Annotated in this window: 23 protein-coding genes; 8 read left to right on the top strand and 15 right to left on the bottom strand. The window is 58.3% G+C overall.

Features of this window, described 5'->3' with window-relative positions; all coding sequences use genetic code 11:
- Window positions 1–79: 79 nt before the first annotated feature.
- The 4 genes from yjgA to trpC are packed head-to-tail and all read left to right on the top strand — an operon-like array spanning window position 80 to window position 2,985.
- Window positions 80–643 carry a ribosome biogenesis factor YjgA gene (yjgA, locus tag LCH97_RS03130; protein WP_227303354.1) on the top strand — a complete coding sequence of 188 codons (564 nt, stop codon included), beginning with the start codon at window positions 80–82 and terminating at the stop codon, window positions 641–643.
- A complete protein-coding gene (gene mog, locus LCH97_RS03125; RefSeq protein WP_227303352.1) occupies window positions 640–1,218 on the top strand; it encodes a molybdopterin adenylyltransferase in 579 nt (192 codons plus the stop codon). The genes yjgA and mog overlap by 4 nt, the downstream gene beginning before the upstream one ends.
- Window positions 1,215–2,168, top strand: coding sequence for a YheT family hydrolase (locus tag LCH97_RS03120; protein ID WP_227303351.1), 954 nt, complete (start codon window positions 1,215–1,217; stop codon window positions 2,166–2,168). Before mog ends, LCH97_RS03120 begins: the two co-directional genes overlap by 4 nt.
- A gap of 25 nt (window positions 2,169–2,193) precedes the next feature.
- A complete protein-coding gene (gene trpC / locus LCH97_RS03115; RefSeq protein WP_227303350.1) occupies window positions 2,194–2,985 on the top strand; it encodes an indole-3-glycerol phosphate synthase TrpC in 792 nt (263 codons plus the stop codon).
- A gap of 52 nt (window positions 2,986–3,037) precedes the next feature.
- On the opposite strand, the gene LCH97_RS03110 is transcribed toward trpC, so the two are convergent.
- Together LCH97_RS03110 and LCH97_RS03105 are read right to left on the bottom strand one after the other, a co-directional pair.
- The gene (locus LCH97_RS03110; RefSeq protein WP_227303348.1) at window positions 3,038–3,949 is read right to left on the bottom strand and encodes a lipase secretion chaperone; all 912 of its coding nucleotides are present in this window, start codon (window positions 3,947–3,949) and stop codon (window positions 3,038–3,040) included.
- Window positions 3,950–3,952: 3 nt separating this feature from the next.
- A complete protein-coding gene (locus LCH97_RS03105; protein ID WP_227303346.1) occupies window positions 3,953–4,915 on the bottom strand; it encodes a triacylglycerol lipase in 963 nt (320 codons plus the stop codon).
- A 514-nt stretch (window positions 4,916–5,429) separates the two neighbouring features.
- On the opposite strand from LCH97_RS03105, the gene LCH97_RS03100 reads away from it, so the two are divergent.
- The gene (locus LCH97_RS03100; protein WP_227303344.1) at window positions 5,430–6,869 is read left to right on the top strand and encodes a PilZ domain-containing protein; all 1,440 of its coding nucleotides are present in this window, start codon (window positions 5,430–5,432) and stop codon (window positions 6,867–6,869) included.
- 87 nt (window positions 6,870–6,956) lie between these two features.
- Here the strand turns inward: LCH97_RS03100 and LCH97_RS03095 are convergent, their stop codons facing one another.
- The 13 genes from LCH97_RS03095 to LCH97_RS03030 all read right to left on the bottom strand — a co-directional run bounded on the left by LCH97_RS03095 (window position 6,957) and on the right by LCH97_RS03030 (window position 22,494).
- Window positions 6,957–8,159, bottom strand: a complete 1,203-nt coding sequence (locus tag LCH97_RS03095) for an acetyl-CoA C-acyltransferase (RefSeq protein ID WP_017509160.1) — start codon at window positions 8,157–8,159, stop codon at window positions 6,957–6,959.
- Window positions 8,160–8,228: 69 nt separating this feature from the next.
- Window positions 8,229–10,604 (bottom strand): 3-hydroxyacyl-CoA dehydrogenase/enoyl-CoA hydratase family protein, encoded by a 2,376-nt coding sequence (locus tag LCH97_RS03090; protein WP_227303343.1) that lies wholly within the window; start codon window positions 10,602–10,604, stop codon window positions 8,229–8,231.
- Window positions 10,605–10,790: 186 nt separating this feature from the next.
- Complete coding sequence (locus tag LCH97_RS03085; RefSeq protein WP_227303342.1) at window positions 10,791–12,191, bottom strand: OmpP1/FadL family transporter; 1,401 nt, start codon at window positions 12,189–12,191, stop codon at window positions 10,791–10,793.
- A 155-nt stretch (window positions 12,192–12,346) separates the two neighbouring features.
- On the bottom strand, window positions 12,347–12,724 hold the full coding sequence (locus LCH97_RS03080; protein ID WP_227303340.1) for an acyl-CoA thioesterase: 378 nt from the start codon (window positions 12,722–12,724) through the stop codon (window positions 12,347–12,349).
- Between the two features lie 86 nt (window positions 12,725–12,810).
- On the bottom strand, window positions 12,811–15,264 hold the full coding sequence (locus LCH97_RS03075; protein ID WP_227303339.1) for an acyl-CoA dehydrogenase: 2,454 nt from the start codon (window positions 15,262–15,264) through the stop codon (window positions 12,811–12,813).
- Window positions 15,265–15,301: 37 nt separating this feature from the next.
- Entirely contained in the window at window positions 15,302–15,937 is a 636-nt protein-coding gene (locus tag LCH97_RS03070; protein ID WP_017509155.1) for a TetR/AcrR family transcriptional regulator, read from the bottom strand.
- A gap of 190 nt (window positions 15,938–16,127) precedes the next feature.
- On the bottom strand, window positions 16,128–17,309 hold the full coding sequence (locus LCH97_RS03065; protein ID WP_227303337.1) for an O-succinylhomoserine sulfhydrylase: 1,182 nt from the start codon (window positions 17,307–17,309) through the stop codon (window positions 16,128–16,130).
- Between the two features lie 87 nt (window positions 17,310–17,396).
- Window positions 17,397–18,947: an amidophosphoribosyltransferase gene (purF, locus tag LCH97_RS03060; protein WP_227303336.1), complete on the bottom strand. Its 1,551-nt coding sequence runs from the start codon at window positions 18,945–18,947 to the stop codon at window positions 17,397–17,399.
- 73 nt (window positions 18,948–19,020) lie between these two features.
- Complete coding sequence (locus LCH97_RS03055) at window positions 19,021–19,506, bottom strand: CvpA family protein (protein ID WP_227303335.1); 486 nt, start codon at window positions 19,504–19,506, stop codon at window positions 19,021–19,023.
- Complete coding sequence (locus tag LCH97_RS18765) at window positions 19,503–20,387, bottom strand: SPOR domain-containing protein (protein WP_304956725.1); 885 nt, start codon at window positions 20,385–20,387, stop codon at window positions 19,503–19,505. Before LCH97_RS18765 ends, LCH97_RS03055 begins: the two co-directional genes overlap by 4 nt.
- A 9-nt stretch (window positions 20,388–20,396) precedes the next feature.
- Window positions 20,397–21,686: a bifunctional tetrahydrofolate synthase/dihydrofolate synthase gene (gene folC / locus LCH97_RS03040; RefSeq protein ID WP_227303334.1), complete on the bottom strand. Its 1,290-nt coding sequence runs from the start codon at window positions 21,684–21,686 to the stop codon at window positions 20,397–20,399.
- Window positions 21,687–21,689: 3 nt separating this feature from the next.
- A complete protein-coding gene (locus tag LCH97_RS03035; protein ID WP_227303333.1) occupies window positions 21,690–22,124 on the bottom strand; it encodes a protein YgfX in 435 nt (144 codons plus the stop codon).
- Between the two features lie 13 nt (window positions 22,125–22,137).
- A complete protein-coding gene (locus LCH97_RS03030) occupies window positions 22,138–22,494 on the bottom strand; it encodes a hypothetical protein (RefSeq protein WP_017509148.1) in 357 nt (118 codons plus the stop codon).
- 146 nt (window positions 22,495–22,640) lie between these two features.
- On the opposite strand from LCH97_RS03030, the gene LCH97_RS03025 reads away from it, so the two are divergent.
- Genes LCH97_RS03025 through LCH97_RS03015 form a run of 3 tightly spaced genes read left to right on the top strand, consistent with a single transcriptional unit; the run spans window position 22,641 to window position 25,672 of the window.
- Window positions 22,641–24,560 carry an ATP-binding cassette domain-containing protein gene (locus tag LCH97_RS03025; RefSeq protein ID WP_227303332.1) on the top strand — a complete coding sequence of 640 codons (1,920 nt, stop codon included), beginning with the start codon at window positions 22,641–22,643 and terminating at the stop codon, window positions 24,558–24,560.
- Window positions 24,557–25,099, top strand: a complete 543-nt coding sequence (locus LCH97_RS03020; RefSeq protein ID WP_227303331.1) for a C40 family peptidase — start codon at window positions 24,557–24,559, stop codon at window positions 25,097–25,099. The genes LCH97_RS03025 and LCH97_RS03020 overlap by 4 nt, the downstream gene beginning before the upstream one ends.
- Window positions 25,100–25,102: 3 nt before the next feature.
- Entirely contained in the window at window positions 25,103–25,672 is a 570-nt protein-coding gene (locus LCH97_RS03015) for a hypothetical protein (RefSeq protein WP_227303329.1), read from the top strand.
- Window positions 25,673–25,696 lie beyond the last annotated feature (24 nt).

Below are 25,696 nucleotides of genomic sequence, written 5' to 3'. Positions count from 1 at the left end.
CGGGAGCACACACCAGTCGGCCGTGACGGGTTCTTTTCCGGTATCATACCAGCTTGAAACCTTAATCAAGTCTTAGCGAATGTCGAACGTTTTTAACAATGGCAGCAATAATGGCCTGCCCCCCAGCAAATCCCAGCTCAAGCGCGACATGGATGCGCTGCAGAACATTGGCCGCGCGCTCACCGAGCTGCCCGCCGCCAAGCTGAAAAAGATGGAGCTGGATGATGCCCTGCTGACAGCAGTACTGGACTACCAGCGTTTTACTGCCAACGGTGCCAAACGCCGCCAGCTGCAATACATCGGCAAACTGATGCGCGACATCGACCCTGAGCCGATCGAGCAAAAGCTGGCCGCCCTGCGTGGCGACTCCAGCACGCATACCCGCTGGCTGCACCTGGTGGAGCGCTGGCGCGAACGTCTGCTGGAAGACGACAAAAACGTGCAAATCTTCATCGACGACTTCCCGGAAGTGGACGTGCAGCAGCTGCGCACTACTGTGCGTAACGCCCGCAAAGAGCGCGACGAAGCCAAACCGCCGAAGGCAACCCGCCTGCTATTCCAGATGATCAAAGAACTGATCCCGGAACAAGGGCGCCAGAAGAATGCACCGGAAGACGCCATCGAACAGGACGACGAGGCATGAGTCTGAAAATCGGGCTGGTATCCATCTCGGACCGCGCCAGCCAAGGCGTATACGAAGATAAGGGCATCCCCGCACTAGTGGACTGGCTGAGCCTGTGCATCCGCAGCCCCTTCGAAACCACTACCCGCCTGATTCCGGACGAGCAAGCCACTATCGAAGCCACTCTGCGCGAGCTGGTAGACGAACAAGGCTGCCATCTGGTGCTCACCACGGGTGGCACCGGCCCAGCCTTGCGCGATGTGACACCAGAGGCCACGCTGGCCGTTGCCGACCGCGTGATGCCAGGCTTTGGCGAGCAGATGCGCCAGATCAGCCTGAAGTTTGTGCCCACGGCCATCCTGTCACGCCAGGTCGGCGTAATCCGCAAACAAAGCCTGATCCTGAACCTGCCAGGCCAGCCCAAAGCGATCCGTGAAACGCTGGAAGGCTTGCGCGAGGACGGTGTTGTCACCGTACCCGGCATTTTTGCCGCAGTGCCCTACTGCCTGGACCTGATTGGCGCGCCCTACATGGAAACGCGCGAGGAAGTGGTCAAAGCATTCCGCCCCAAGTCCGCCATCAAGCCTGTCGCGTGACCCCGTACCAAGCCCCTCGCTGGCTGCGCGGCGGCCACGCCCAGACTATCTGGCCCGCCACCATGCTCAAACAAGCCGCGCCGGATTACCGTCGCGAGCTCTGGGCCACCCCGGATGGCGGCCAGATTGCGGTAGACCGCATTGACGGCCAAGCCGGCCAGCCACTGGTGGTACTGTTTCACGGCCTGGAAGGCAGCAGCCACAGCCATTACGCCATCGCCCTGATGCGCGCAGTACAAGCCCGGGGCTGGCATGGCGTCGTGCCACACTTTCGTGGCTGTGGCGGTGTGGAAAACACCCTGCCGCGCGCCTACCACGCCGGGGATGCAGCCGAGATAGGCTGGATATGCACCAGGTTGGCCGCAGTGCACCCGCAGCTGTTTGCCGCCGGTGTGTCCCTGGGCGGCAATATGCTGCTGCGCCATATGGGCGAAATGCGCGACAACGCCATCCCGCTGGCTGCGGCAGCCATCTCGGCGCCATTAGATCTTGCCGCCGCCAGCACCCGGCTGGACCACGGCGTAGGCCGCCTGCTGTATACGCGCATGTTCATGAATACGCTCAAGCCCAAGTCGCTAGCCCAACTGCAACGCCACCCTGGCTTGTTCGACCGCCGTGCGGTACAAAAAGCCCGTACATTCGGCGAGTTCGACAACCTGGTGACCGCCCCGCTGCATGGCTACCGCAATGTGCAGGATTACTGGCGCCGCGCCAGCAGCAAACCGCTGCTCAAACAGATTACGCGGCCAACCTTGGTGCTAAATGCGGTCAATGACCCCTTTTTGCCGCCACACGCCCTGCCCGGCCCGGCCGATGTCAGCACCGCCGTGCAACTGGAGCAGCCACGGGAAGGCGGGCATGTGGGCTTTGTCAGCGGCCCGTTCCCCGGCACACTGGCGTGGTTACCCCAGCGTCTGTTAGCATTTTTCGATTCATACCAGCGCCCATAAGCGCACAGCAGAAAGCCCACGTACCATGTCCGACATTCTGAAAAAAATCTGTGCCACCAAGGTAGAAGAAGTCGCGCAGCGCCGCCCGCAACGCAGCCTGGCCAGCTTGCGCGCCGAGGCAGAAGGCCGCCACGGCGACCAGCGCGACTTTGTCGCCGCCATCCGCGCCAAGCATACTGCTGGCCTGGCAGCCGTTATTGCAGAAGCCAAAAAAGCCAGCCCGAGCAAAGGTGTCATCCGCGCCGACTTCAACCCGGCACAGATTGCGCAAAGCTACGAGCAAGCAGGTGCCGCCTGCCTGTCCGTGCTGACCGATGCGCAGTACTTTCAAGGCCATGAAGACTACCTGCAGGCTGCCCGTGCCGCCTGCCAGCTACCGGTACTGCGCAAAGACTTCATGGTGGACGAGTACCAGATCTACGAAGCGCGTGCCATCGGTGCCGACTGCATCTTGCTGATTGCTGCCTGCCTGAGCCTGCCCCAGATGCGCGATTTCGAAGCGCTGACACACGAACTGGGTATGGCCGTGCTGGTAGAGGTGCATGACGAATACGAACTGGAAGCAGCGCTGCAGCTGAACACCCCGCTGGTTGGCGTCAACAACCGCAACCTGCGCACTTTTGAAGTGAGCCTGGATACCACGCTGCGCCTGCTACCAGAGATCGGCGCTGATCGCATTGCCGTCACCGAAAGCGGCATCGTGCAGCCGCAAGACGTACAGCTGATGCGTGATCATGCGGTACACACCTTCCTGGTCGGCGAGGCCTTCATGCGCCAGCCAGACCCGGGCCAAGGCTTACAGCAACTGTTTGCCTGATTGCCACGAAAAAGAGCAGCGCACCATGCGCCGCTCTTTTTCTTGCCACACACTACTGGTATGCCAACAAGCGCCGCTGTTCGGTTTCGCTGAACAGTTGTTGCTGCAAGCGCAGCTCCGCCTGTTCCCGCTGGTCGGGCGACAAGGCAGCATCGGATGCGATTGCCTGCCGCTGGGCTTTCCATTGCGCCAGTTTTGCATTCCAGGCCTGGCTTTCCCTATCCACTGCGGCCAACCTTTCTGCCGCCTCCGGCCCCACCTCGGCAGTACGCAAGGCCTGCAAGTCACTGGCGCTGCCCCCCTGCTGCAACAATGATTGCTCAGACTCGGCAAGCGTAATGTGCCGGGTAGCCTGGCGTCGCCATAGCTGTTGCTGCGGCGGCAAGGTGGCCTCCAGCTGCGCAATCTGCTTTTGCTTCTCGGCAGCGCTCAAGTCACTACGTTGCATGATTTGCATACGCTGCAACACGAAGCGATCGAGCATATCGTCGCTACCAAAAAGTTCCGTGATTTCCTGCGTGCTGAAATACCGGCTACGCGTTTGCTGCATGGCCTGCAACCTGGCAGCCATGGCGTCCAGCGTTTGCGCCTGCCGTGCCATGCCCTTACCCAAGCCAGCAAGCGCGTGCTGATAATCCAGATAGCGGCGAAGCAAGTCTTGTGCGTCTTCCAGCGCCTGCCCTGATAGGCGCTTTTCCAACTGGCTAAGAATTTCGTGCCGGATATCATCCAGCGTTCGCTCACCCAGCGTGGACAAATAGTAATCAAACAAAGCTTTCAATTGCAGCTTTGTCATTGCGCCACCATTGGCTACGCCCGCCAGGCCATCGACCGAAGTCTGACGCAAAGAAGGGGCAAACACCCCTTCCCGCGCAGACAGCGGGTCATCGCCACCCTGCCACCACCAAGCCCCTACAAGCAGCAATACCGGCAGCAGCAGCCATGCTTTGCGATGCCCGACCATGGCTTATACCCCGATGTTGCGCAGGCGGTTGGCGTGCTGGCGGAACAGGGTTACCGGGCTGGTTTCAAGAATGTTGCCCAGGCCAAAAAACATATTGGTCTCATCCAGGTGATTGAACCGGTAGTTATCGCGAATAACCTGCCCCAGGTGCGAGGAACACGTGGCGATCACACCATCGTTTGGCTCAGACCCGAATACCAGGCTGGTTGCGGCCAACAGCGGGTCACCCGCATCCAGCGGGTTGGTATACGGCTGCGCACCGGACCAGGAAAAGTAATGGATGCCGTTGACCTGGTAAGCACCCTCACCGCAGGCTGTGGTGGGTACCGCTTGCGGATGGCGGCGATTAAAAGCAAGCGTACCAGCAGTGGTTAGCGAGTTCAGCGTGGCAAGCTCGTCTTGTGACAAGCTGCTGCCGGTAGAGAACATGCGAACCAGACTGGCAAAAGCCCCACCCGCGGCCACCGCAACAGACTCGGCCACCGAGCCCGCAGGCAGCACACCACGTAATGCATCTGCGACTTTTGTCCCTTTATTGACACCACCCACACTGGTCACGGAAGCCACCAGATCAGGTCGTACCGAAGCCACATAGCGCGAAGTTGGCGAGCCCATGCTATGGCCAATCAGGTTTACTTTCTGCGACCCCGTCATGGCCACGATGCGCTGCACTTGCGCCAGCAGCTGTTCACCGCGCTTTTCGTAGCTATCGGCTGGCGATACCTGAGCCACGAATACCTGCGCCCCACCACGCTGCAGCTCGGCAGGAATGCCGTAGAAGTAGTCCATGCCTAAAAAGCTGTCGAACCCCAGCACACCATGCACCAATACAATCGGGTACTTGGTCTTGGTATAAGTGGCCTCGCTATCTGCCGGCACTGTGCCCATACCGAAAGCTGGCTGTAAGCCGGCAGCCACGAGCACTGCGGTCACCAGTATTCTTTTGGCAGCGATAAACTTGCGCATACATTCTCCTCTGTGAATGGCTTGTGATCTTGATGTCACTTGATGGACACACTCCAAAATTAGAGTGGTAGCTCAATTTACACGCACAAAGGTCAGCACAGAACTTTCAAACAAATGTTCGATAAGTGCGATAAACGATTGTATGTTTTTCTCCACACCCGCAAGCATGTCGCATGCGCTACGGGCAATACCTGGCACCTGGCACCCTACCGAAACACCAACAACATAAAATGACAAACAAATGACGCGCTTTGTTTCATTCTGTATTTACATAGCGTATAAAAAGCCTAGTATCGACAGTGCTTAACACACACCGCACGACATGGGCATGAAATCAGCAGCAATGTTGAGCCAGATTTCCTATCGCTAACGAGATTACGCTACTATAGGCAGCTCATAACATGATTCGGCTAACCGACACTGTATCCCGCACCCAATGATTGATATCAAAGCCATTCTTAGCGCCATTTCAGGCAGAAAAAAGACCTCTAGCGAGTCGACAGAGTCGGCCACCATGCTGGTCAAGAACTTGCCGAATGCCGAGTACTACACGGCGCTGGTCGAAATCATCAAGGCGGTGGCAAAAATCAATAAAGATGCCAACGTTACGCTGAAAGATCGCATCACCACGCTCTTGTATGTAGATACCCGTGCGGTTGAGATGCACAGAAAACTGTGCAAAGAATTCCTGATTGGCGCGTCGCGATCCAAGTCATTCCTGCCCAGCATCCTGGCCTACTGGACAGAGCTATCCAATGGCTACCAGCTATGTTTGCGCCAATTCCAGAGCAGCAAAAACAGCCAGATCGACGCCCAGATCGAACGCGTCGCCATACGCGCCCTGCATCACCAGCTGAGCCTGATCAAATGGAGTGCCCTGCGCTACATCTCTGCCGATGGCAACACCTGGCAACAGGCGTATCGCTTGTACCAATTTGCCGAGCAATACGGCTTTCATGGTAAAGCCATTACCATGTACGACGAGCAGTCTGAGTCTACCACTGGCGAGCAGCTGCTGATCCAGGCGGCCATGCTGCACCTGGCGCAGACAGATAACCTGCTCACTATCGAGATCGAGGCCATTCACCTGCTGCTGGCCCGACTGTCTGAAGGTATCAAGCTGCAGAACACGGCATCGAAAAGCGACTTCCAGTACGTAATCAACCTGGACTTGCCGGCCCCGCCTCAGCTATTGCGCCGCGGCACGCTGGGCAAAGGCTGCCGCTACTGGTCTGGCGATTTCGTGGTGAACCGCCTGGCGGACCTGATTCTGGATTTCGACCAAGGCATTCCGGAGGGCTTCAAACAAGCGCTTCCCGCCATGGATACCCCTACCTGGCGCAACCTGCTGCAAAAGCTGTCGTCTCGCTGGTCGCAAGATGGGGGCAAGTCCATGCGCCAGCACGAGCGTCTAAGCTCCAGCGGCCACGCTAAAGTGGAAATCGGCTTCGAAAAAATCGCGCACCATTTGAAAGTGAACCGCAGCGCGCTACAGCAAGACGAAACCAATGACGACTGGCGCGTGAACGATGCCAGCGAGGCCGGTTTTGGCCTGACGTACCTGGGCCGATCGGTAGAAAGCCTGATGATTGGCCGCACAATCTGGATCTCGTCGCGCGAATATCCTGGCCAGCTATGCGTGATACGGCGTGTGCAGCGCCTGGCCGAGGGCGGCACCCGCGTGGGGGTTGAAGTGCTGGGCAGCCTGCCCCTGCCTGTCAGCCTGAGCGAGGGCGGCGCCGATGCTAGCAATACCAGCAGCGGCCTGTACATTACGCAGACCAATGCAAAAAAGGGGCAACGTGTTTTTCTGATACCCAAGCGGCTAGCAGACAATGGTAGAGAGCTGACCTTTGCGGCCAACGGCAAGTCTTACCAGATCCGCATTTTGCATAGCAATGCAACGTTCGAAGATTGCCAGCAGGTAGAATTTGAAACACTGGAACGCCTTTAAACACGTATCAGCTCATGAAAAAAGCCGGCTGCATAGCCGGCTTTTTTAGTGGTTGCGACCAACACAAGGTTGGCCGCAATACGCTGATTACAGCACTTCGATAATACCCGCAGCACCCATACCGGTACCGATACACATAGTCACCATGCCATGGCCTTGCTGGCCGGCATCGCGCATGCCGTGAATCAGCGTAGCGGTACGGATAGCGCCTGTCGCACCCAGCGGGTGACCCAGTGCAATGGCACCACCATGCGGGTTCACCAGCGACATATCCAGCTCCAGATCACGCGCCACTGCCAGCGCCTGGGCGGCAAAGGCTTCGTTCAGCTCGATCCACTTCAGATCGCTCTGCGCCAGACCTGCCTGCTTCAAAGCCGCAGGGATCGCTTCTTTCGGGCCGATACCCATGATTTCAGGCGGAACGCCTTTCACCGAGAAGGTAACGTAGCGCGCCAGCGGTGTCAGGTTGAACTCTTTGAGCACGCGCTCGGACACCAGAATCACCGCACCAGCACCATCAGACATTTGCGAGGAGTTACCGGCAGTCACCGAACCCTTGGCATCGAACACGGTTTTCAGCTTGGCCAGGCCTTCCAGCGTGGTTTCGCGGCGCGGGCCTTCGTCGGTATCCAGTACGCGGGTCTTGCTGACTACTTCACCCGTTTCCAGGTTAGGTGTGCGATAGGTCACTTCCAGCGGGGTGATCTCGTTCTTGAACTTGCCACCATCGATGGCAGCCAATGCACGGCGGTGCGACTCTACCGCAAACGCATCCTGATCCTCGCGGGAAATGCCCCACTGTTGTGCCACTTTTTCGGCGGTCAGACCCATGCCGTAAGCGATGGCATAGTTTTCGTCTTTAGCAAACACTTCCGGGTTCAGCGATACCTTGTTGCCCATCATCGGCACCATGGACATGGACTCGGAACCGGCCGCAATCACGACATCAGCCTCGCCCAGACGGATACGGTCAGCAGCCATCTGCACGGCATTGATACCGGACGAGCAGTAACGGTTGATGGTAATACCACCCACAGTGTTAGGCAGGCCAGCCAGCAACACACCAATACGCGCCATGTTCAGGCCTTGCTCAGCTTCCGGAAAGGCGCAACCTACCACGCAGTCGGAAATCAGTTTCGGGTCCAGTGTCGGCACCTGAGCCAGTGCACCGGTGATAACGTGTGCCAGCATATCGTCCGGGCGGACGTGGCGCATCATGCCACGTGGCGCCTTACCCACCGGGGTACGGGTGGCGGCAACGATGTAAGCTTCCTGTACTTGTTTAACCATTTTTACAATCTCCTTCGGCAAAGCTGGCTTAGCGCCTCAGCCGCCAGCTTGCCCGCATTCTGGCTGTGATTAGTTACGCAGTGGTTTGCCGGTAGTCAGCATGTTGGCAATACGATCCTGAGTCTTACTGGACTTGAGCAGGGTCATGAAGGCCTTGCGCTCCAGATCGAGGATCCACTGCTCGTTCACCAGCGTACCTTGCTCTACATCGCCACCGCTCATCACGTCGGCAATCAGGCCGGCAATGGTAAAGTCGTGCTGACTGATAAAACGACCTTCCAGCATGTTCACCAATTGGCCCTTGATGGAAGCAGCGCCCGAACGACCTGCCACAGGGAACTTGCCACCAGGCATTGGCGGACGGTAGCCCGACTCGTACATCGACAGCGCCTGTTGTTTGGCCACATGCAGCAGTTCGTAAGCGTTGAACACCACGTTGTCGGTAGCGCGGAAGAAACCGATTTCCTGCGCTTCGTGTGCACTGGTCGCTACTTTTGCGGTAGCGATAGCCATGAAGTAGTCCTTCAGCGCGGCCAGTACGTCACCTTTGGCTTCGCGCGCGGCACGCAGGGCAAACTCCTTGCAACCACCACCGCCTGGCAACAGGCCCACACCTACTTCTACCAGACCAACGTAAGACTCCAGCGCAGCGACAACTTTGTCGCAATGCATCGCAAACTCGCAGCCACCACCGAATACGTAACCCTGGGTTGCAGCAACCGTAGGGATCTGGCTATAGCGCAGACGCATGGAGGTTTCCTGGAAGCGACGCACCATGGTATCGATCGCATCCCAATCGCCCATCATGAAGGCTGGCAGCATGGACTGCAGGTCAGCGCCTACCGAGAATGGCTCTTCGGTTTGCCAGATCACCAAGCCCTTGAAGCGGGCTTCAGCGATGTCCAGCGCTGCGTGTACACCGTCGATCACATCGGGACCAATCGCATGCGCTTTGGACTTGAACGACACCACCAGCACGTCGTCACCGGTAGTAAACGCACGCACACCGTCGTTCTCGAACACAGTCTCGCCCAGCAGGCCATCAGCCTCGCCCAGCACTTTGGCAGGTGCCAGCTGACGTGCGTACACATCCAGCGTGGAGCGACCCACCAGCTTGCCAGCGGCAGCATCGAAGGAGCCATCGACAAAGTGAACACCGGCGCGATCCGCTTCCAGCGCCCAGGCCGGCAGGTTGGCCGCAGCCAGCGACTTGCCTGCTTTTACATCGGCATCCACCCATTCGGCCACTTGTTTCCAGCCGGCAGACTGCCAGGTCTCGAACGGGCCGGCAGACCAGCCAAAGCCCCAACGAATGGCGAAATCGACATCGCGCGCGCAGTTGGCAATATCACCCAGGTGGAAAGCAATGTAATGGAACACATCGCGGAAGCATGCCCACAGGAACTGTGCCTGCGGGTGCTCGCTTTCACGCAGCTTCTGGAATTTTTCGCCCGGGTTCGCGATCTTCAGGATTTCCTTGACCGCATCGTCACCCTTCTGGCCGGCACCAACGTACTCACCGGTAGCCGGGTCGATGACAAACATCAGTTTGCCTTCTTTTTTGTAGATACCACGCTTGGTCTTGGCACCCAGAGCACCATCGGCGATCAGCTTTTGCAGCCACTGCGGCGACTGGAACAGCGCATGCCATGGGTCGTTAGGCAGCGTGTCCTGCATGGTCTTCACCACGTGGGAGAAAGTATCCAGACCTACTACATCGGCGGTACGGAAAGTAGCCGACTTTGGACGACCGAGGCGCGGGCCGGTCAGGTCGTCAACGATATCAAAGCGGATACCGAATTTCTCGGCGTTGGCGATAGTCGCCAGCATCGAGAACACACCAATACGGTTAGCCACAAAGTTCGGTGTGTCTTTGGCGCGAATCACGCCCTTACCCAGCGTGGACACCAGGAAGCGTTCCAGGTTATCCAGAATACCGGCATCCGAACCCACGCACGGAATGATTTCCACCAGGTGCATGTAACGTGGCGGGTTGAAGAAGTGCACACCGCAGAAGCGTGGCTTCAATGCAGCAGGCAGCGAATCGGCCAGCTGATTGATGGACAAGCCCGAGGTATTGGTAGCGAAGATGGTATTCTCGCCCAAATGCGGGCCAACCTTGGCGTACAGGTCTGCCTTCCAGTCCATGCGCTCAGCGATCGCCTCGATCACCAGGTCGCAGTCTTTCAGCAGATGCAGGTGGTCTTCATAGTTGGCCGGCTGGATGTAGTTCACTGCGTCTTTATTGGACAGCGGCGACGGCTTGAGCTTCTTCAGGCCCTCGATAGCTTTCAGCGCAATCGCATTTTTGTTGCCTTCTTTGGCAGGAAGGTCGAACAGAACGGTTGGCACCTTGGCATTAACCAGATGAGCGGCGATTTGCGCCCCCATCACGCCGGCACCCAGAACGGCTACCTTGCGCACGATGAATTTGGTCTGAGACATGGTTTCCTCGGTTGTCTTAACGAACAAACATGGTTAAAGGCTTCCCGGATTATAGGTTCCAGGTAAGCAATCTTGGGAAAGATCTGATTTAGAGTATCTGAACCAAAATTCAGCATCTTTCCAAAAAAACACGGCCTGCGCCGTGTCTGTTGCGGCCAACCCTAGGGTTGGCCGCATGTTCAAGTATTAGAAGCGATGGTTGTACTGCACACCAACAATCTGGGCAGACGATTTGTAATCAGCAGTGCCTTTGGTCTGGCTGGACACGCACTGACTAACCCCTTGGAACGAGCAAGTACCATCTACGTTTGCCTTTGCATCTTTGATCATGATGTAAGAGTAAGCAAAGTCGATAGACGAATCCTTGTTCAGGTCGTACTTACCACCAAACGACAACCAGGTCCGGTCATTGTCAGGCATGGTAGCCAGGCGATGGTTATCATCGGGAACCGGGGACTTATCGTATGCCACACCGGCACGCAGCTGCAGCGCATCGGAGTACTGGTAAGAGCCGCCTAGCGATACCTTGTAGGTATCCTTCCAGGCCGGAGACAGATAGGTGGTATTACCTTGGTAAGAAGTAGTACCCGCAATGCCTTTGGCGTTGGCATAAACAAGGCGTGCTTTGTCAAAGCGGGAGTGCTTGGTCCAGGTAACATCACCAAACATATTCACTCGCGGATTCAGCTTGAACATGCCATGCACGGAAAGCGATTCAGGGGTATCAATCTGGACAGAAGCGTCTTCCAGATCTTTAAAACCAACAGCATTCAGTGTTGCTGCGCTGCTGGACTTGGCCCATTTGGCAGTACCCTTCAGGGTATGTTCAATTTTGGAGCGGTAGTTGACACCCAAGCGAGCAGCATCGTTGATATCCCACATCCAGGCCAGGTTATAACCAAAACCCCAGTCATCGCCGTCTACATCGGCAAAACCATCGGCAGCACCGTTACCATTCAACAGCGCTACGCCGGTGGCACCAGCTGCAGAAGTTAGCGCATAACCAAAGTTGGCATACTGACGCAAACTGGCTTCAGCGTGCTGGGCAATTACACCCACAGCAACCGAGTGCTTCTCATCCAACTTGAAAGCAATGGACGGGTTGATATCAATGGTTTTCAGTGATGTGGAATTCAGGTTGTAGCGCAATACCGAGTCACGATCGTACTCGGTAGATGAAGCGAATGGCACATAGATACCAACACCAACAGCCACCTTGTCGTTTAGCTTGTGGGTAGCATATAGATGCGGAACAGCAATCAAGTCATCCGTGATGGTGCCACTGGTCGACCCCTTGACTGTGGAGTTATACGGGGACACAGCAGCCGTAGGGTAAGTAGCACTTGCATTGCTGTACTTGACGCTAGGCATTACCAGGTTCATGGCGCCGGAAAAGTTTGTCCCTTCCAGCTTGGTCATGCCGGCAGCGTTGTAGAAAATGGTAGAAGCATCAGCAGCTTCGGCAGCGCTGGCATTGGCAGTAGATTGCGCGCTAACCGACTGGGTACCAAAATGGTAGCCGGATGCCATAACGGCAGCGGAGGCACCCATCATCATCACGGACAGGCTGAGGTGTTTCAGTTTCATGTGTCATTCCCTCTGTGCATTGTTTGTCATGCTGTTGTGATCGTACTGTAGCGTCGATCTAACATTGATACTACCAGACTAGATAAGTATTTCCAGCACTTTCGAGCATTCGTTCCAAACGGTTGTTTCATTATTATCGTGAAACATACAATGCATCAAATCAGGCGTGAGCAGCCCTCGGCATCTATTGCTACATAGGTAGCTATCAGATCGGTAATGATCACCACCTCGCCGGACATGCGCTCGGCCTCTACCTCCAGCTTTAGCGTTACCGACTTCTGACCCAGGCGCAGACAGCTGGCGTAAATGGACACCACATCCCCGACATGAATAGGATGTGCAAACTGAAAAGCGTTGACCGCCACCGTGGTCACCGCACCTTTGGCACTACGCTCGGCAAAGGTGGCACCAGCCAGATCAATCTGGTGCATGAGCCAGCCAGCCTGTACTCGGCCATGGGCGTTGGTACTACGAGGTTCGGCGCGCAGGCGCAGTACCGGCTGGCGCCCTGGTTCATTCGGGTTGTTTTGCATGTCTACCCCTCCCGATGTCACCCTGCTGGCAAAATGACATCGGCAGGAGGGTGGGCGCAAGCCCACCCTGCCTACATACTAGTGCATCAGAAAATCAGTCGCTGCAGCAATTGCTCGTCGTGGTGCTCCATCTTCATGTCGAAGTCGTCCACCATGATGACGTCACGCTTGAGTTTGCGTGCACGCGTTACCGCGTCGAACTCTGGCTGAGTGATGATGCCACTGGCCAGCGCTTCCGCCAGGCGCTCACGCGCGGTGATGGTCTTGAACTTGCCATCGCGACCCAGCTTGCGCAGTTTCTGCTCTACCGGTTCGGTTTCCAGCATCGCCTTCAGTGCCGGCTCCAGCACACCTACCGGGTCGGTTTCATCAGCAGAAAAAAACATGCCCTTGGTCAGGCGAGTACGCGTCGGGCCCAGCTCCATCAAGCTACGGGCAACCTGGGTGCCGATACGATCGCTGGCTGGCTTCAGGGTAAGACCCCACGGGAAGATCACCTTGCGCAGCACTGCGGCCAACATGCGGCTTGGCAGATTAGCCAGGAAGCCGTCCATCGCCTGTTGCAGGTCGTACAAAGCCGTCTCTACCGCCCACTTCAGTACCGGCAGGTCTTCCTTCTGGGCGCCATCACGCTCGAAGCGCTTCAGGCAAGCAGAAGCAATGTACAGATTGGACAGCATGTCACCCAGACGGGCAGACAGTTTTTCGCGGAACTTCAGCGAGCCACCCAGACTGAACATGGCCATATCGGACAGCAGGGCAAAAGCGCTGGAGAAACGTGTCAGCTGTTTGTAGTACGTTGCCACATCCCCACTCTTCGGGCTGCCAACAAACTTGGCACCCGTCAGACCCATCCACAGCGAACGGAATACGTTGCTGATCACGAAGTTGATATGGCCAGTAATGGCCTTGTCAAACTCGGCGCCATCATTAGCCATGGCGGCTTTCATTTCACGCAGCACAAACGGATGGCAACGGATGGCACCCTGACCATAGATGATCATGGAGCGCGTCAGGATGTTGGCGCCCTCTACCGTGATGGCAATCGGAATCGCCTGATAAGCACGTGCCAGATAGTTACGCGGACCCAGCACCACAGCCTTGCCGCCATGCACGTCCATCGCATCATTCAGCGTTTTGCGCATGCGCTCGGTATTGTGGTACTTCAGCACGGCAGACAACACGGATGGTTTCTCGCCAATATCCAGGCCGGTCAGCGCCAGGTCTTGCGATGCTTCCATCTGGTAGGTAAAGCCACCGATACGCGCCATGGCTTCATCTACACCTTCAAACTTGCCGATAGACAAGCCGAACTGGTCACGGATACGGGCATAAGCGCCAGTGGTGTAGGAAGCGACCTTGCCGGAAGCAACCGACATGGCCGGCAGCGAGATGCAGCGGCCAACCGACAGGCATTCGACCAGCATGCGCCAGCCTTGGCCGGCGAACTCACGGCCACCGATGATCCACTCCAGCGGAATGAACACATCCTTACCCCAGGTCGGGCCGTTCATGAAGGCAGCCCCACCCGGGAAGTGACGGCGGCCAATGCACACACCCTCGTGCTCGGTAGGCACCAGCGCGCAAGTGATACCAATGTCTTCCTTGTCACCCAGCAGGTGATCCGGATCATACATTTTGAACGCCAGGCCCAGCACGGTGGCAACCGGCGCCAAGGTGATCCAGCGTTTTTCCCAGCTCACGCGGATACCCAGTACATTCTCGTGATGTTGGCCGCTGCGCGGGTCGGTATAGCTACCACGGCATACCACGCCAAAGTCAGGGATGGCACCCGCATCAGAGCCAGCGTACGGGCTGGTCAAGGCAAAGCACGGCACATCCACACCTTTAGCCAGACGCGGCAGGTAGTAGTCTTTCTGCGCCTCAGTGCCGTAGTGTTGCAGCAGCTCACCAGGGCCGAGCGAGTTCGGCACCATAACAGATACTGCCGCCGTACCACCGCGGGTAGCGATCTTGGTCACCACCTTGGCGTGTGCGTAGTTGGAGAATTCCAGACCGCCATATTTCTTTTTGACGATCATGCCCAGGAAACCCTGGTCTTTGATGAACTGCCACACTTCTGGCGGCAGATCTTTCAGCTCGTGCGTGATCTTCCAGTCGTCGATCATTTTGCACAGCGCTTCGGTCGGGCCATCAATGAAAGCCTGTTCTTCGGCGGTGAGCTTAGGATCCGGGAAGGACAGCAGACGGTTCCAGTCCGGCTTGCCGGAGAACAGGTCGCGATCCCACCACACGGTACCGGCGTTGATCGCTTCCTGCTCTGTCTGGGACATGGCAGGGGTAATCTTCTTGAAGATGGAGAACACCGGGCCGGTAAACACGGCTCGGCGCAGCGGGGTAAGGTTCAGTACTGCCGCAATGACGCCGAAAACGGCCCATACGGCAACAGGAACCTGGCAACCCCAGGCGAACTGCAGGCTGGCGATCCAGCCTGCGATGGCGATAGTCCAGGCAATGACAGGCGCGCGGAAGTAAGCCAGCGCGCCAATCAGCAGGACGAGAATAACGGCAGATGTCATTATGGTTAACCCTCGTGTTGACCCTGTGAAAAGTCAATCAGATGGGCGCCGTCAACCCTGCCACGACAAAAGGTACCAGGTGTTTCACGATCATGTCCGGGTCGCGGGCGGTAACCACTTGGCTACGGACAAAAATCTTCAACACATCATTACCTGCAAAGGCATTGAACATTACGCTGAAAGCGAAATGCATGCGCCATGCGATATCTTCGGCCCCAAACTGGGGTAATGCACGCTGAAATGCACTGGTATAGCGCTGTACAAAAATACTGTACTGCTGATTCAGTGCTTCGCGCAGCAGGCGGTGATTCTCTACCAGCGTGCGCGACATCAGCCGGACAAACAGCGCCCCGCCCCTCGCAGGGTCTTTAGACAGCGCCAGGCACGGGCGGATAAAGCTCACCACCAGTTGCTCGGCTGTCAGTGCTTGTCCAGACTGCTCAAGGGTATCCAGCTCTGCCAGACAGGCCGCTACAAAGGGGCCAATACGGCGCATGAATACCGACTCGAACAGGGCATCCTTGGAACCAAAGTGGTAATTCACCGCAGCCAGATTGACCTCTGCCTGCTGTGTAATCATGCGAAGCGAGGTGGCCTCGAAACCGTGCTCAACGAACAGACGTTCTGCGACGTCCAGAATCCGTGTCGCCGTATCGGGTTTATTCACTTCCATGCTGTCTTGCACCTTGATCGGGGTAAGTAATTGCGTCGCCTTGCTCATCATGACTTTAGAACAAGCGTTTGAAACTTACGTTTAAAATTGACGCATGTCAAGATTTGCATCGCCTCGCCTTTATAATTTTCGGAATCAAAAAACGGCAGTCTTCAGTTTAGACTGCCGCTTGATTGAAACAACTGTTTCTTTACAGACCGCGCAGCAAATCTGCTTTCAGGTCTTCTATGTGCTCCAACCCCACCGCCACACGCAGCAAACCTTCGGTAATGCCCGCATTGGCACGAGCCTCCGGGGTAATACGCGCATGAGTAGTAGATGCCGGGTGGGTCAGTGTGGTTTTGACGTCCCCAAGGTTGGCCGTACGGGAAATCAGCTGGATGGCATCTACTACCTTCCAGGCAGCTTCTCGCCCGCCTTTTACCTGGAACGACAGCACCGCCCCGCCACTTTTCTGCTGGCGCTGTGCCAACTCGTAGTGCGGATGGTCGGGCAAGCCCGGGTAGAACACCTTTTCCACGGCAGGCTGTTGCTGCAGCCACTGCGCCAGTGCCAGCGCGTTGGCGGAGTGCTTTTCCATGCGCAGGTGCAGCGTCTCCAGCCCGGATAGCAATACCCAGGCATTGAATGGTGCCAGCGATGGTCCAGCTGTACGAACGTGCAGGTACACCTGCTCGACCAGCTTGTCGCTCCCCACCACCGCACCACCCATCACGCGGCCGTGGCCGTCCAGGTATTTGGTAGCCGAATGCACGACCAGGTCAGCACCCAGCTTGATGGGCTGTTGCAGCGCTGGCGAGCAGAAACAGTTATCCACTACCAGCAAGGCCCCTGCCTCATGTGCGATAGCGGCCACTGCCGCGATGTCCGCCAGATCAGTAAGCGGGTTGGAGGGTGTCTCCAGGAAAAACACCTTGGTATTGGGCTTGATGGCCGCGCGCCAGGCGTCCAGGTTGGCCGCATCCACATAGCTGGTTTCTACGCCAAACTTGGCCAGCACCCCATTGAACAGGTTGATGGTGGAACCAAACAGGCTGCGCGAAGAAACGATGTGATCGCCACTTTTCAGCAGCGTCAGCATGGTGGCCTGAATTGCCGCCATGCCGGTAGAGGTCGCTACCGCACGCTCGGCGCCTTCCATGGCGGCAAGGCGCTGCTGGAATGCCGACACGGTGGGGTTGGTAAAGCGGGAGTAGGTAAAGCCGTCGATTTCACCCAGGAACATGGCGGCAGCCTGGGCTGCGCTGTCAAAGGTAAAACTGGAAGTAAGCTGCAGGCTCTGGCTATGTTCGCGGTATTCGCTAGTCTCGCGACCAGCCCGGATGGCCAGGGTTTCAGGGTGCAGGCTCAGACAAGGGTCATCACTGGACATGTTTATTCTCGACACGGGCGATTGAATACAAAACCAAACGATAACAAGGGTTGGCCGCTGCGGCCAACCCTTGTCGTTATATACACATTACATCAGGTTTTGTTCAGCCACGTTCAGGTTGAGATCGACCATCTGGCTGCCGGCATCTTCGCCCTCTTTGGCCTCTTTGCCTGCGGGCTTGCTCTTGCCACGCGCTGCCTCGATCGCATCCAGATAGGCTTCGTTGATATCACCGGTAATGTAGCAACCGCTAAAGCAAGACGCCTCAAACACATTGAGTTCGCGATTCAGGCTGTGAACCGCCTGCTCCAGCGCTTCCAGATCCTGGTAGATCACCGCATCGGCACCGATTTCGGCCGCAATTTGCGTCTCGTTGCGGCCGGTAGCCAGCAACTCGGCACGCGTCGGCATGTCGATACCGTAAACGTTCGGGAAGCGTACTGCCGGGGCTGCCGAGGCAAAGAACACCTTCTTGGCACCGGAATCGCGCGCCATCTGCACAATCTCTTTGGAGGTAGTACCGCGCACGATGGAATCGTCCACCAGCAGCACGTTACGGCCGGCAAACTCCATCGGCACGGGGTTCAGTTTCTGGCGAACAGACTTCTTGCGTACCGCCTGGCCCGGCATGATGAAGGTGCGGCCAATATAACGGTTCTTGATGAAGCCTTCGCGGTACGGCAGGCCCAGCGCGTTGGCCAGCTGCAGAGCACTCTGGCGGCTGGAATCCGGAATCGGGATAACCACGTCGATTTCCATATCCTGATACTGGCGGCGAATTTTCTCTGCCAGCATCTCGCCCATCACCAGGCGCGACTGGTAAACCGACACGCCGTCAATCACCGAATCCGGGCGGGCAAAGTACACGTATTCGAACAGGCACGGCGCCAGCTGGGTTTTCTCGGCACACACCCTGGACTGCATCTCGCCGTCAAAGCGTACATATACGCACTCGCCCGGCAGCACATCGCGCAGCACCTTGAAACCGGAACAATCCAGCGCCACCGACTCGGAAGCAAACATGTACTCGGTGCGGTTATCCACCTCGTTGCAACCCATGATCAAAGGCCGAATGCCGTGCGGATCACGGAACGCCACCAGGCCGTAACCAGCGATCATGGCCACGACAGCATAAGCCCCCTTCACGCGGCGGTGTACGGCCTCCACGGCACCAAATACAGCATCCGCCGTCAGCGAAGCACCTTCCACACGCGCGGCAATTTCGTGCGCAAACACGTTCAGCAGCACTTCCGAGTCGGAGTTGGTGTTGATGTGGCGCAGATCGTTGCGGTACATATCCGACTTCAGCTCGTCGGTATTGGTGAGGTTGCCGTTGTGTGCCAGCACAATGCCGAACGGCGAGTTCACGTAAAAAGGCTGCGCCTCGGCCAGGCAAGAAGCCGAACCGGCGGTGGGGTAGCGCACGTGGCCGATACCGGCATTGCCCTGCAAGGAGCGCATATTGCGGGTACGGAACACATCCCGCACCAGGCCGCTGCCCTTGTGCATGTGAAAGGTCTTACCGTTGGCCGTAACAATACCGGCTGCGTCCTGACCGCGGTGCTGCAACAGCTGCAGACCGTCATACAACAGCTGGTTTACGGGTGTCTGACCTACCACCCCAAGAATTCCACACATAGTTAATCCCCAGACTACACGAGTAAAAACAAGGGGTGATGACGCCGACGCATCATCACCCCTCTATAGCAAACTAAGTAAACTTCATTTTCTGCGCCAGCGTATCCGGCAACCATGGCTTGGCAGCCAAAGCCACTGCCTGGAACGGCGCCACCAGCAAGGCATTCTGCCAGCCTGGCGACTGCGGCAAATTGCTCAAACCGCCCATAATCATCACCACCGTCACCAGCAACATACCGCGCACCAGACCAAACACAGCACCCATGAAGCGGTTCACGCCACCCAGGCCTACCGCATCCAGCATCACGGTGAGCGAGGCACGCAAGACACCCGCCAGCAACCAGACGCCCACCAGCAACAGCAGGAATGCCGCTACCAGGCGCAAGCCATCACCGGGTAAAGGCATGAATTCGGCAACCAGCGGCGACAGGCTGCGCGCCGCCCAGAACGCAATCAGCCAGGAAAACAGCGAAAGCACCTCTGCGGCCAACCCGCGAAACAGTGACAACATGATAGAGCCGGCAATCAACGCCAGAATCAGGTAGTCCAGCCAGGTCATTCCGCCCCCACCACAATGCCGGTAACACCGGCCTTGCTGAGGCGACGCATGGCAGCATCCGCCTCTTCACGCGACTTGAACGGCCCTACGCGCACGCGGGTAACCTCGCCCTTGCTGGTTTGCACCTTGCTGAAACGGGCGCTGACGCCGGCTGCGGCCAACCTGCTGCGCAAAGCATCCACTTTTTGCGGGTCGGACAGCGCCGCTAGCTGAATACTGAATTTCTTGCTTGGCGACGCATCCGCTGCATTATCTTTTGCCGGTTTGGCCGGCTCGGCATGGGCAGACTCGCGGCCTTCCAGAATGGCCATCGGGTCGGCAGCTTTTTTCTCGGCGGCAGGCTTGGGCTTGCTGTCTTTTGCCGGCTCCTTGGCTACAGGTTTAGGCTCGACTTTGGCTTCGGCCTTGACCTCCGCTTTGGGCTTGGCCTGCGGTTTAGGCTCCACAGGCAGCTCAGGCTTGGGCAATGGCTTGGTCTCCGGCTTCACCTCGGGCTTGGCAATAGGCGCCACAGCTGGCGCAGGGGCAATAACGGCCGGCACCGGCGGTGCCACAGGCGGCTTGGCCAGCGCCACTGGCGGCTTTACCGCCGGCTGCGAGGCGGCCTCAGGCTCATCCGGTGGCAAGGTGGCCAGCAAGTCGGTCACCGGCTGCGATGCCACGGCAGGCGGTGGCGTTGGCGCCACTACGGCGGCTGGCTGCGAGGCAGCCTGCAGGCCGGTAATATCCACCGCCTCCGGCTTCATGGCCTGCTCCGGCAAGGCATCCACCACATTCCACAGCACCGCTGTCGACAAGCTCACCATCACAATGGCGCCCACCAGGCGGCGGCGCGCCCGCTTGCGCAGCAACAGCAGTTCGTCATGGGTGGAAAGTGCCATCAGGTGTCCTTATGATGCGCGGTGAAGGCGATGTTCCATCACCTCGGCCACGGTGTGGAATGAGCCAAATACGACAATTCTATCATTCTCGCCGGCTTGCGATAAGGCTGCATCCCAGGCCAAAGGTACCGTTTCGTAACGGCTTACCCCCCTGACACCCAAGGCTTCCAGCTCGCTGGCGATATCATCGGCACTGCGGCCGCGCGGCATGTCCAGCCCGCCCACCAGCCACACATCAAATTCGTCTTTCAATAAGCCCACCACGGCAGCCATATCTTTATCGGCCAGCATGGAGAAGACGGCAATACGCTGGCTGGCAAACGCCATGCGCTTCAAGCTATCCGCCAGGGCACGCGCTGCGTGCGGATTATGGCCAACGTCAAGAATGGTCAGCGGGCGGCCAGGCAAGACCTGGAAGCGACCGGGCCAGTCCACCTCCAGCAGCCCGCGCTTGATCGCGCCGATACCTACCGGCAGCCAGGCCTTCACCGCCTCCAGCGCCGCCAATGCAGCCGCGGCATTCACCATCTGGTATTCACCACGCAGGGCAGGAATAGGCAGCGCGTGCTTGTGCACATCGCCCATATGGAAAGACCACTGGTTGTCCATGCGGGTGATACCAAAATCGCGCCCCACCAGTTTGAGATCAGCCCCCAGCTGCGCAGCGTGTTCCAGCAAGCTTTGCGGCGGGTTGGGGTCGGCACAGATCGCCACTTTGCCGGCACGGAAAATACCGGCTTTTTCAAACCCCACCAGCTCGCGCGTATCACCCAGGTAGGCCTGGTGATCCAGATCCACGCTCACCACCACCGAAACGGCAGGCTCGAAAATGTTCACCGCATCCAGTCGACCGCCCAGCCCTACTTCCAGCACGGCCACGTCAACGCCTTCGGCCATGAAGGTATGCATGGCTGCCAGCGTGCCAAACTCGAAATAGCTCAGCGAGGTATCACCACGCGCGTCATTAATGGCAGCAAAGCTGTCCACGATGCGCTGATCCGCCACCGGCCGCATGTCGATGGCGATACGTTCGTTGTAACGAATGATATGCGGCGAGGTGTACGTCCCCACCTTGAAACCACCACGGCTGAGCATGGTGGATAGCATGGCGCAGACTGAGCCCTTGCCATTGGTGCCGCCCACGATAATCACAGGGAAATCAGGCTGCAAACCCATGGCATCCCGTACAGCCGACACCCTGGCCAAGCCCATATCAATGGCCGACGTATGCAGGCCTTCCTGATACTGCAGCCACGCTTGCAGGCTGCTGTCACGATTCGGTGGGGTGTTCGTACTCATTCTCTACTCTTCTTCAGCAAGGTTGGCCGCTGCCGTGCGGCACCACTGCACGTACACACGCAGCGCCCGGTGCGTGTCTGCCGGCACGGCATCGCGCCACACCAGCAGGGTCAGATCTTTTTTATCGGCCGTTCTGCCGCGCAGCAGCACCAGCCAGGGTAGCGCCACACTGGCGGGCAACACGGCCACCCGCAGCAGCTGCAGATGGCAGGCACCGCGGGCATCTACCGAAAAGCTGCCGCGCCGCCCGGCCATACCGCTACTGCGCAGCAAGGACACACTGGCCATCACACCACACAGCAGCAAGACCAGCCGGGACTGGCCATCCAGCACGCTTAGCGCCGCCAGCAAAACCAGCCACATCAGCAGCAATACCCCGCAAGCCAGCCAGCTGGTAGCCAGATTGGCCGCAAAAGGCGGAATGTGCGTGCGGTGCATCCGCAGCTACCAATCAGGCAGGGTCAACCGGCGAGTTCATGATGTCGGCGTCCACGGTATCCAGCAGCGTGGAGTGGATCTCGACATCAAACCATTCCCAGAACGTTTTCAGCGAGCGGTCTTGCGGCCACAGTGATTCGTCCTCGTACCAGGAGGCCAGCTCCAGGCGGAACAGCTGCTCGAAAATCTCGTCTACATGCGCTACTGCCTCTTCCGGCTCGTCGAACTCCGGCAGCAGGATTACGGTACTGTCGGCGCGCAGTGCATCCAGTGTCAGCTCGATCATGTCGTTGTCCGGCACGGCGTTGAGCCACGCCAGAAACGGGGCTTTGGGTTTGATTACGGCTACCGATCGGTCAACAAAATACATGGCGAATCCTTTCACAGATACCCGCCGGCAGGCAGGCTTCAAGTTGGCGCGCATTGTAGCAGCCACAAGGCGGCAGGCGAAGGGCAAACACGTGCTCATGCTACAATTGCCGCCATTGCAATTGCCCCGTACCCCCCGAATACATTATGGCCCTGATTACCGTAGATAACGCTTGCCTCGCCTTCGGGCACCACGCCCTGCTGGACAAAGTGGATTTCTCGCTGGAAAGCGGCGAGGTCGTCGGCCTGATCGGCCGCAACGGCGCTGGCAAATCATCGTTGCTGAAAGCCATTGCCGGCACCGTCAAGCTGGACGATGGCCGCATCATCCAGCAAAGCGATATCAAGGTAGCCTACGTACCGCAAGAACCGGTATTTACCGACGGGCACACCGTATTCGAAGCCGTCGCCGAAGGCCTGGGCGCGCTCAAAGCCCTGCTGACCGACTACCACCACCTGACGCAGCAGCTCTCGGACCCTGCGGCCAACCATGAAGACGTGCTGGCACGCATGACCGACATCCAGCACGCGCTGGAAGCCCACGACGGCTGGCAGTTCGACGCCCTGATCAGCACCACCCTGTCCCACCTGGGCCTGAATGCCGACACGCTGGTGAGCGAGCTGTCCGGCGGCTGGAAAAAGCGCGTCGCCCTGGCGCGCGCGCTGGCCTCGCGCCCCGACGTGCTGCTGCTGGACGAACCCACCAACCACCTGGACATGAGCGCCATCGAGTGGCTGGAAGGCCTGATCAAGAATTTTGCCGGCAGCGTGCTGCTGATCACCCACGATCGCCGCTTCCTGGACAACATCGCCACCCGCATCATCGAGCTGGATCGCGGCCTGCTGCGCAGCTATCCGGGTAGCTTTGGCGCCTACCAGGTGCGCAAAGCCGAAGAACTGGCCGTAGAAGAAGAACAAAACCGCATTTTCGACAAATTTCACGCCCAGGAAGAGGTGTGGATCCGCAAAGGCATCGAAGCGCGCCGCACCCGCAACGAGGGCCGTGTACGTCGGCTGGAAGAAATCCGCCGCCAGCGCGCCTCCCGCCGCGAACGCGTGGGCCAGGTGAACTTCCAGCTGGACGCCGGCGAGCGCTCCGGCAAGCTGGTGGCCGAGCTGGAGCACGTCAGCAAGGGTTTTGAAGGCCGCACGCTGATCAAGAACTTTACCAGCCGCATTTTGCGCGGCGACAAAATCGGCCTGATCGGCCCCAATGGCGCGGGCAAAACCACGCTACTCAAGCTGATCCTGGGCGAGCTGGAAGCCGACAGCGGCAGCATCAAACGCGGCAGCAAGCTGGAAGTGGCCTACTTCGACCAGTTCCGCACCCAGCTGGACGAAGAAACCAGCGTGGCCGACATCATCAGTCAGGGCAACGACTTTGTAGACATCTGCGGCCAGAAAAAGCACGTGATGAGCTACCTGGAAGACTTCCTGTTCTCGCCGCAGCGCTCGCGCAGCCCGGTGCGCTCGCTGTCCGGTGGCGAGCGCAACCGCCTGCTACTGGCCCGCCTGTTTACCCGCCCGGCCAACGTGCTGGTGCTGGACGAACCCACCAACGACCTGGACATCGACACCCTGGAGCTGCTGGAAGAGCTGATCGAGCAATACACCGGCACCGTATTTGTGGTGAGCCACGACCGCGCCTTCCTGGATAACGTCGTCACCCAGGTCATTGCGTTTGAAGGCGAAGGCCGGCTGGAAGAATACCCGGGCGGCTATCAGGACTGGGTAGACACCAAAGCACGCATGGCCGCCATGAAGCAGGAAGCCCCGGCGCGCAAAGACAATCATGCGGCCAACCCGGACGCCAAGCCGGAACGTGATCGTAGCGCCCGCACACAAAAGCTCAGCTTTAACGAAAAACGCGAGCTGGAGCGTCTGCCACAAGAGATCGCCGACCTGGAAAGCGAACAAGCCCAGTTGAATGAAAAACTGCTCGACCCCAACGCCTACCGCAGCGCCCCGCTGGAAGCACGCGGCTGGCAGGCTCGCATCGAGGAAATCGACCTGCTGCTACTGGAAAAACTGGAACGCTGGGAAGCACTGGAGGCCAAGCAGGCATGATGAAACGCACCATCCTCGCGCAGCTAGCCAGCCGCCAGGGGCTGGTGCTACTGGCCACGGCGCTGGTACTGGCGGGTTGCGCCAGCGCCCCGCCCGCCCCGAAAAAGCCGCCCAAACCTGCAGGCCGCCCCGGTATCAGCCTGGCCGGCCTGCAAGCTGATGGCGCCGGGCGCGAAATACTGATGTACAGCCTGAGCCTGCTGGACATCGACTACAAATTTGGCGGCAGCAACCCGGAAGCCGGCCTGGACTGCAGCGGCATGGTGGCCTACATCTACCAGAATGCCGCCAAGGTAAAACTACCGCACAATGCCGCACAGATCGCCAGCCTGGCACGCCCCATCGATAATAGCCGTATGCGCGTAGGCGACCTGGTGTTCTTCAATACGCTGGGCAAGCCGTTTTCACATATGGGCATTTATATTGGTGACGGCAAATTCGTCCATGCGCCACGCAGCAATAGCGTGATTCGTGTCGACCGCCTGGATAACAGCTACTTTGCCGCCCGCTACGAGGGCGCGCGCACCCTGTTCGACTGAGCCATGTGGCACCAGCGCTGGCAAAACTGGCAACGCTACCGCCCGCGCCTGCACCGCGACGGCATCAGCCTGCCCGCCGCCCTGCTACTAAAACAGCTCAAAAGCTGGCTGGACAGCGACGAACTGACCATCGAAGACCTTCTACTGGACGAATACGGCGCAGTGTTCTGGCTGAAAATACAGCACCCTACCCCCACCATCTTGCAGCTGCATTGCCAGCCCGACCCCGTTACCTCAGACAACGACAGCCTGCGCCTACGCTACCGCCTGCAAGCTGATGACAGCCAGCCCAGTTTGCGTGGGCACCTGCTAGGCAAAGTGGCCAGCCTGGCGGCCAATAGCGGGCTGGCTACGCGCCTGCTGCAAAGGTTGGCCGCACCGCTGCCATGGCTAGTCATTGACCGGCAATACCTCACCCTGCACTGGCGCGACATCCCCGCCGTACAGCACTGGCTGAACGCCACCGTTCTGGGCCACCAGCCCTTGTCAGGCTGGCGCATTGCCGCCATCCACACCCGTCACGATTGCCTACGGTTACAGCTAAAGCGTAGCCAGCCGGGCAACCAAGGGTAATCCCCTACCCGTTTGTACTTTGCA

The sequence above is a fragment of the Vogesella sp. XCS3 genome (assembly GCF_020616155.1).
GTDB lineage: Bacteria > Pseudomonadota > Gammaproteobacteria > Burkholderiales > Chromobacteriaceae > Vogesella.
The sequence above is the reverse complement of the archived record's forward strand: the minus strand, read 5'-3'. Positions and strand labels throughout refer to the sequence as shown.

What these genes read in the sequence shown, in the direction of transcription:
- yjgA (WP_227303354.1), top strand. Translation starts at nt 80, where the DNA reads ATGTCGAACGTTTTTAACAATGGCAGCAATAATGGCCTGCCCCCCAGC.
- mog (WP_227303352.1), top strand. Translation starts at nt 640, where the DNA reads ATGAGTCTGAAAATCGGGCTGGTATCCATCTCGGACCGCGCCAGCCAA.
- trpC (WP_227303350.1), top strand. Translation starts at nt 2,194, where the DNA reads ATGTCCGACATTCTGAAAAAAATCTGTGCCACCAAGGTAGAAGAAGTC.
- LCH97_RS03110 (WP_227303348.1), bottom strand. Translation starts at nt 3,949, where the DNA reads ATGGTCGGGCATCGCAAAGCATGGCTGCTGCTGCCGGTATTGCTGCTT.
- LCH97_RS03105 (WP_227303346.1), bottom strand. Translation starts at nt 4,915, where the DNA reads ATGCGCAAGTTTATCGCTGCCAAAAGAATACTGGTGACCGCAGTGCTC.
- LCH97_RS03100 (WP_227303344.1), top strand. Translation starts at nt 5,430, where the DNA reads ATGCTGGTCAAGAACTTGCCGAATGCCGAGTACTACACGGCGCTGGTC.
- LCH97_RS03095 (WP_017509160.1), bottom strand. Translation starts at nt 8,159, where the DNA reads ATGGTTAAACAAGTACAGGAAGCTTACATCGTTGCCGCCACCCGTACC.
- LCH97_RS03090 (WP_227303343.1), bottom strand. Translation starts at nt 10,604, where the DNA reads ATGTCTCAGACCAAATTCATCGTGCGCAAGGTAGCCGTTCTGGGTGCC.
- LCH97_RS03085 (WP_227303342.1), bottom strand. Translation starts at nt 12,191, where the DNA reads ATGAAACTGAAACACCTCAGCCTGTCCGTGATGATGATGGGTGCCTCC.
- LCH97_RS03080 (WP_227303340.1), bottom strand. Translation starts at nt 12,724, where the DNA reads ATGCAAAACAACCCGAATGAACCAGGGCGCCAGCCGGTACTGCGCCTG.
- LCH97_RS03075 (WP_227303339.1), bottom strand. Translation starts at nt 15,264, where the DNA reads ATGACATCTGCCGTTATTCTCGTCCTGCTGATTGGCGCGCTGGCTTAC.
- LCH97_RS03070 (WP_017509155.1), bottom strand. Translation starts at nt 15,937, where the DNA reads ATGGAAGTGAATAAACCCGATACGGCGACACGGATTCTGGACGTCGCA.
- LCH97_RS03065 (WP_227303337.1), bottom strand. Translation starts at nt 17,309, where the DNA reads ATGTCCAGTGATGACCCTTGTCTGAGCCTGCACCCTGAAACCCTGGCC.
- purF (WP_227303336.1), bottom strand. Translation starts at nt 18,947, where the DNA reads ATGTGTGGAATTCTTGGGGTGGTAGGTCAGACACCCGTAAACCAGCTG.
- LCH97_RS03055 (WP_227303335.1), bottom strand. Translation starts at nt 19,506, where the DNA reads ATGACCTGGCTGGACTACCTGATTCTGGCGTTGATTGCCGGCTCTATC.
- LCH97_RS18765 (WP_304956725.1), bottom strand. Translation starts at nt 20,387, where the DNA reads ATGGCACTTTCCACCCATGACGAACTGCTGTTGCTGCGCAAGCGGGCG.
- folC (WP_227303334.1), bottom strand. Translation starts at nt 21,686, where the DNA reads ATGAGTACGAACACCCCACCGAATCGTGACAGCAGCCTGCAAGCGTGG.
- LCH97_RS03035 (WP_227303333.1), bottom strand. Translation starts at nt 22,124, where the DNA reads ATGCACCGCACGCACATTCCGCCTTTTGCGGCCAATCTGGCTACCAGC.
- LCH97_RS03030 (WP_017509148.1), bottom strand. Translation starts at nt 22,494, where the DNA reads ATGTATTTTGTTGACCGATCGGTAGCCGTAATCAAACCCAAAGCCCCG.
- LCH97_RS03025 (WP_227303332.1), top strand. Translation starts at nt 22,641, where the DNA reads ATGGCCCTGATTACCGTAGATAACGCTTGCCTCGCCTTCGGGCACCAC.
- LCH97_RS03020 (WP_227303331.1), top strand. Translation starts at nt 24,557, where the DNA reads ATGATGAAACGCACCATCCTCGCGCAGCTAGCCAGCCGCCAGGGGCTG.
- LCH97_RS03015 (WP_227303329.1), top strand. Translation starts at nt 25,103, where the DNA reads ATGTGGCACCAGCGCTGGCAAAACTGGCAACGCTACCGCCCGCGCCTG.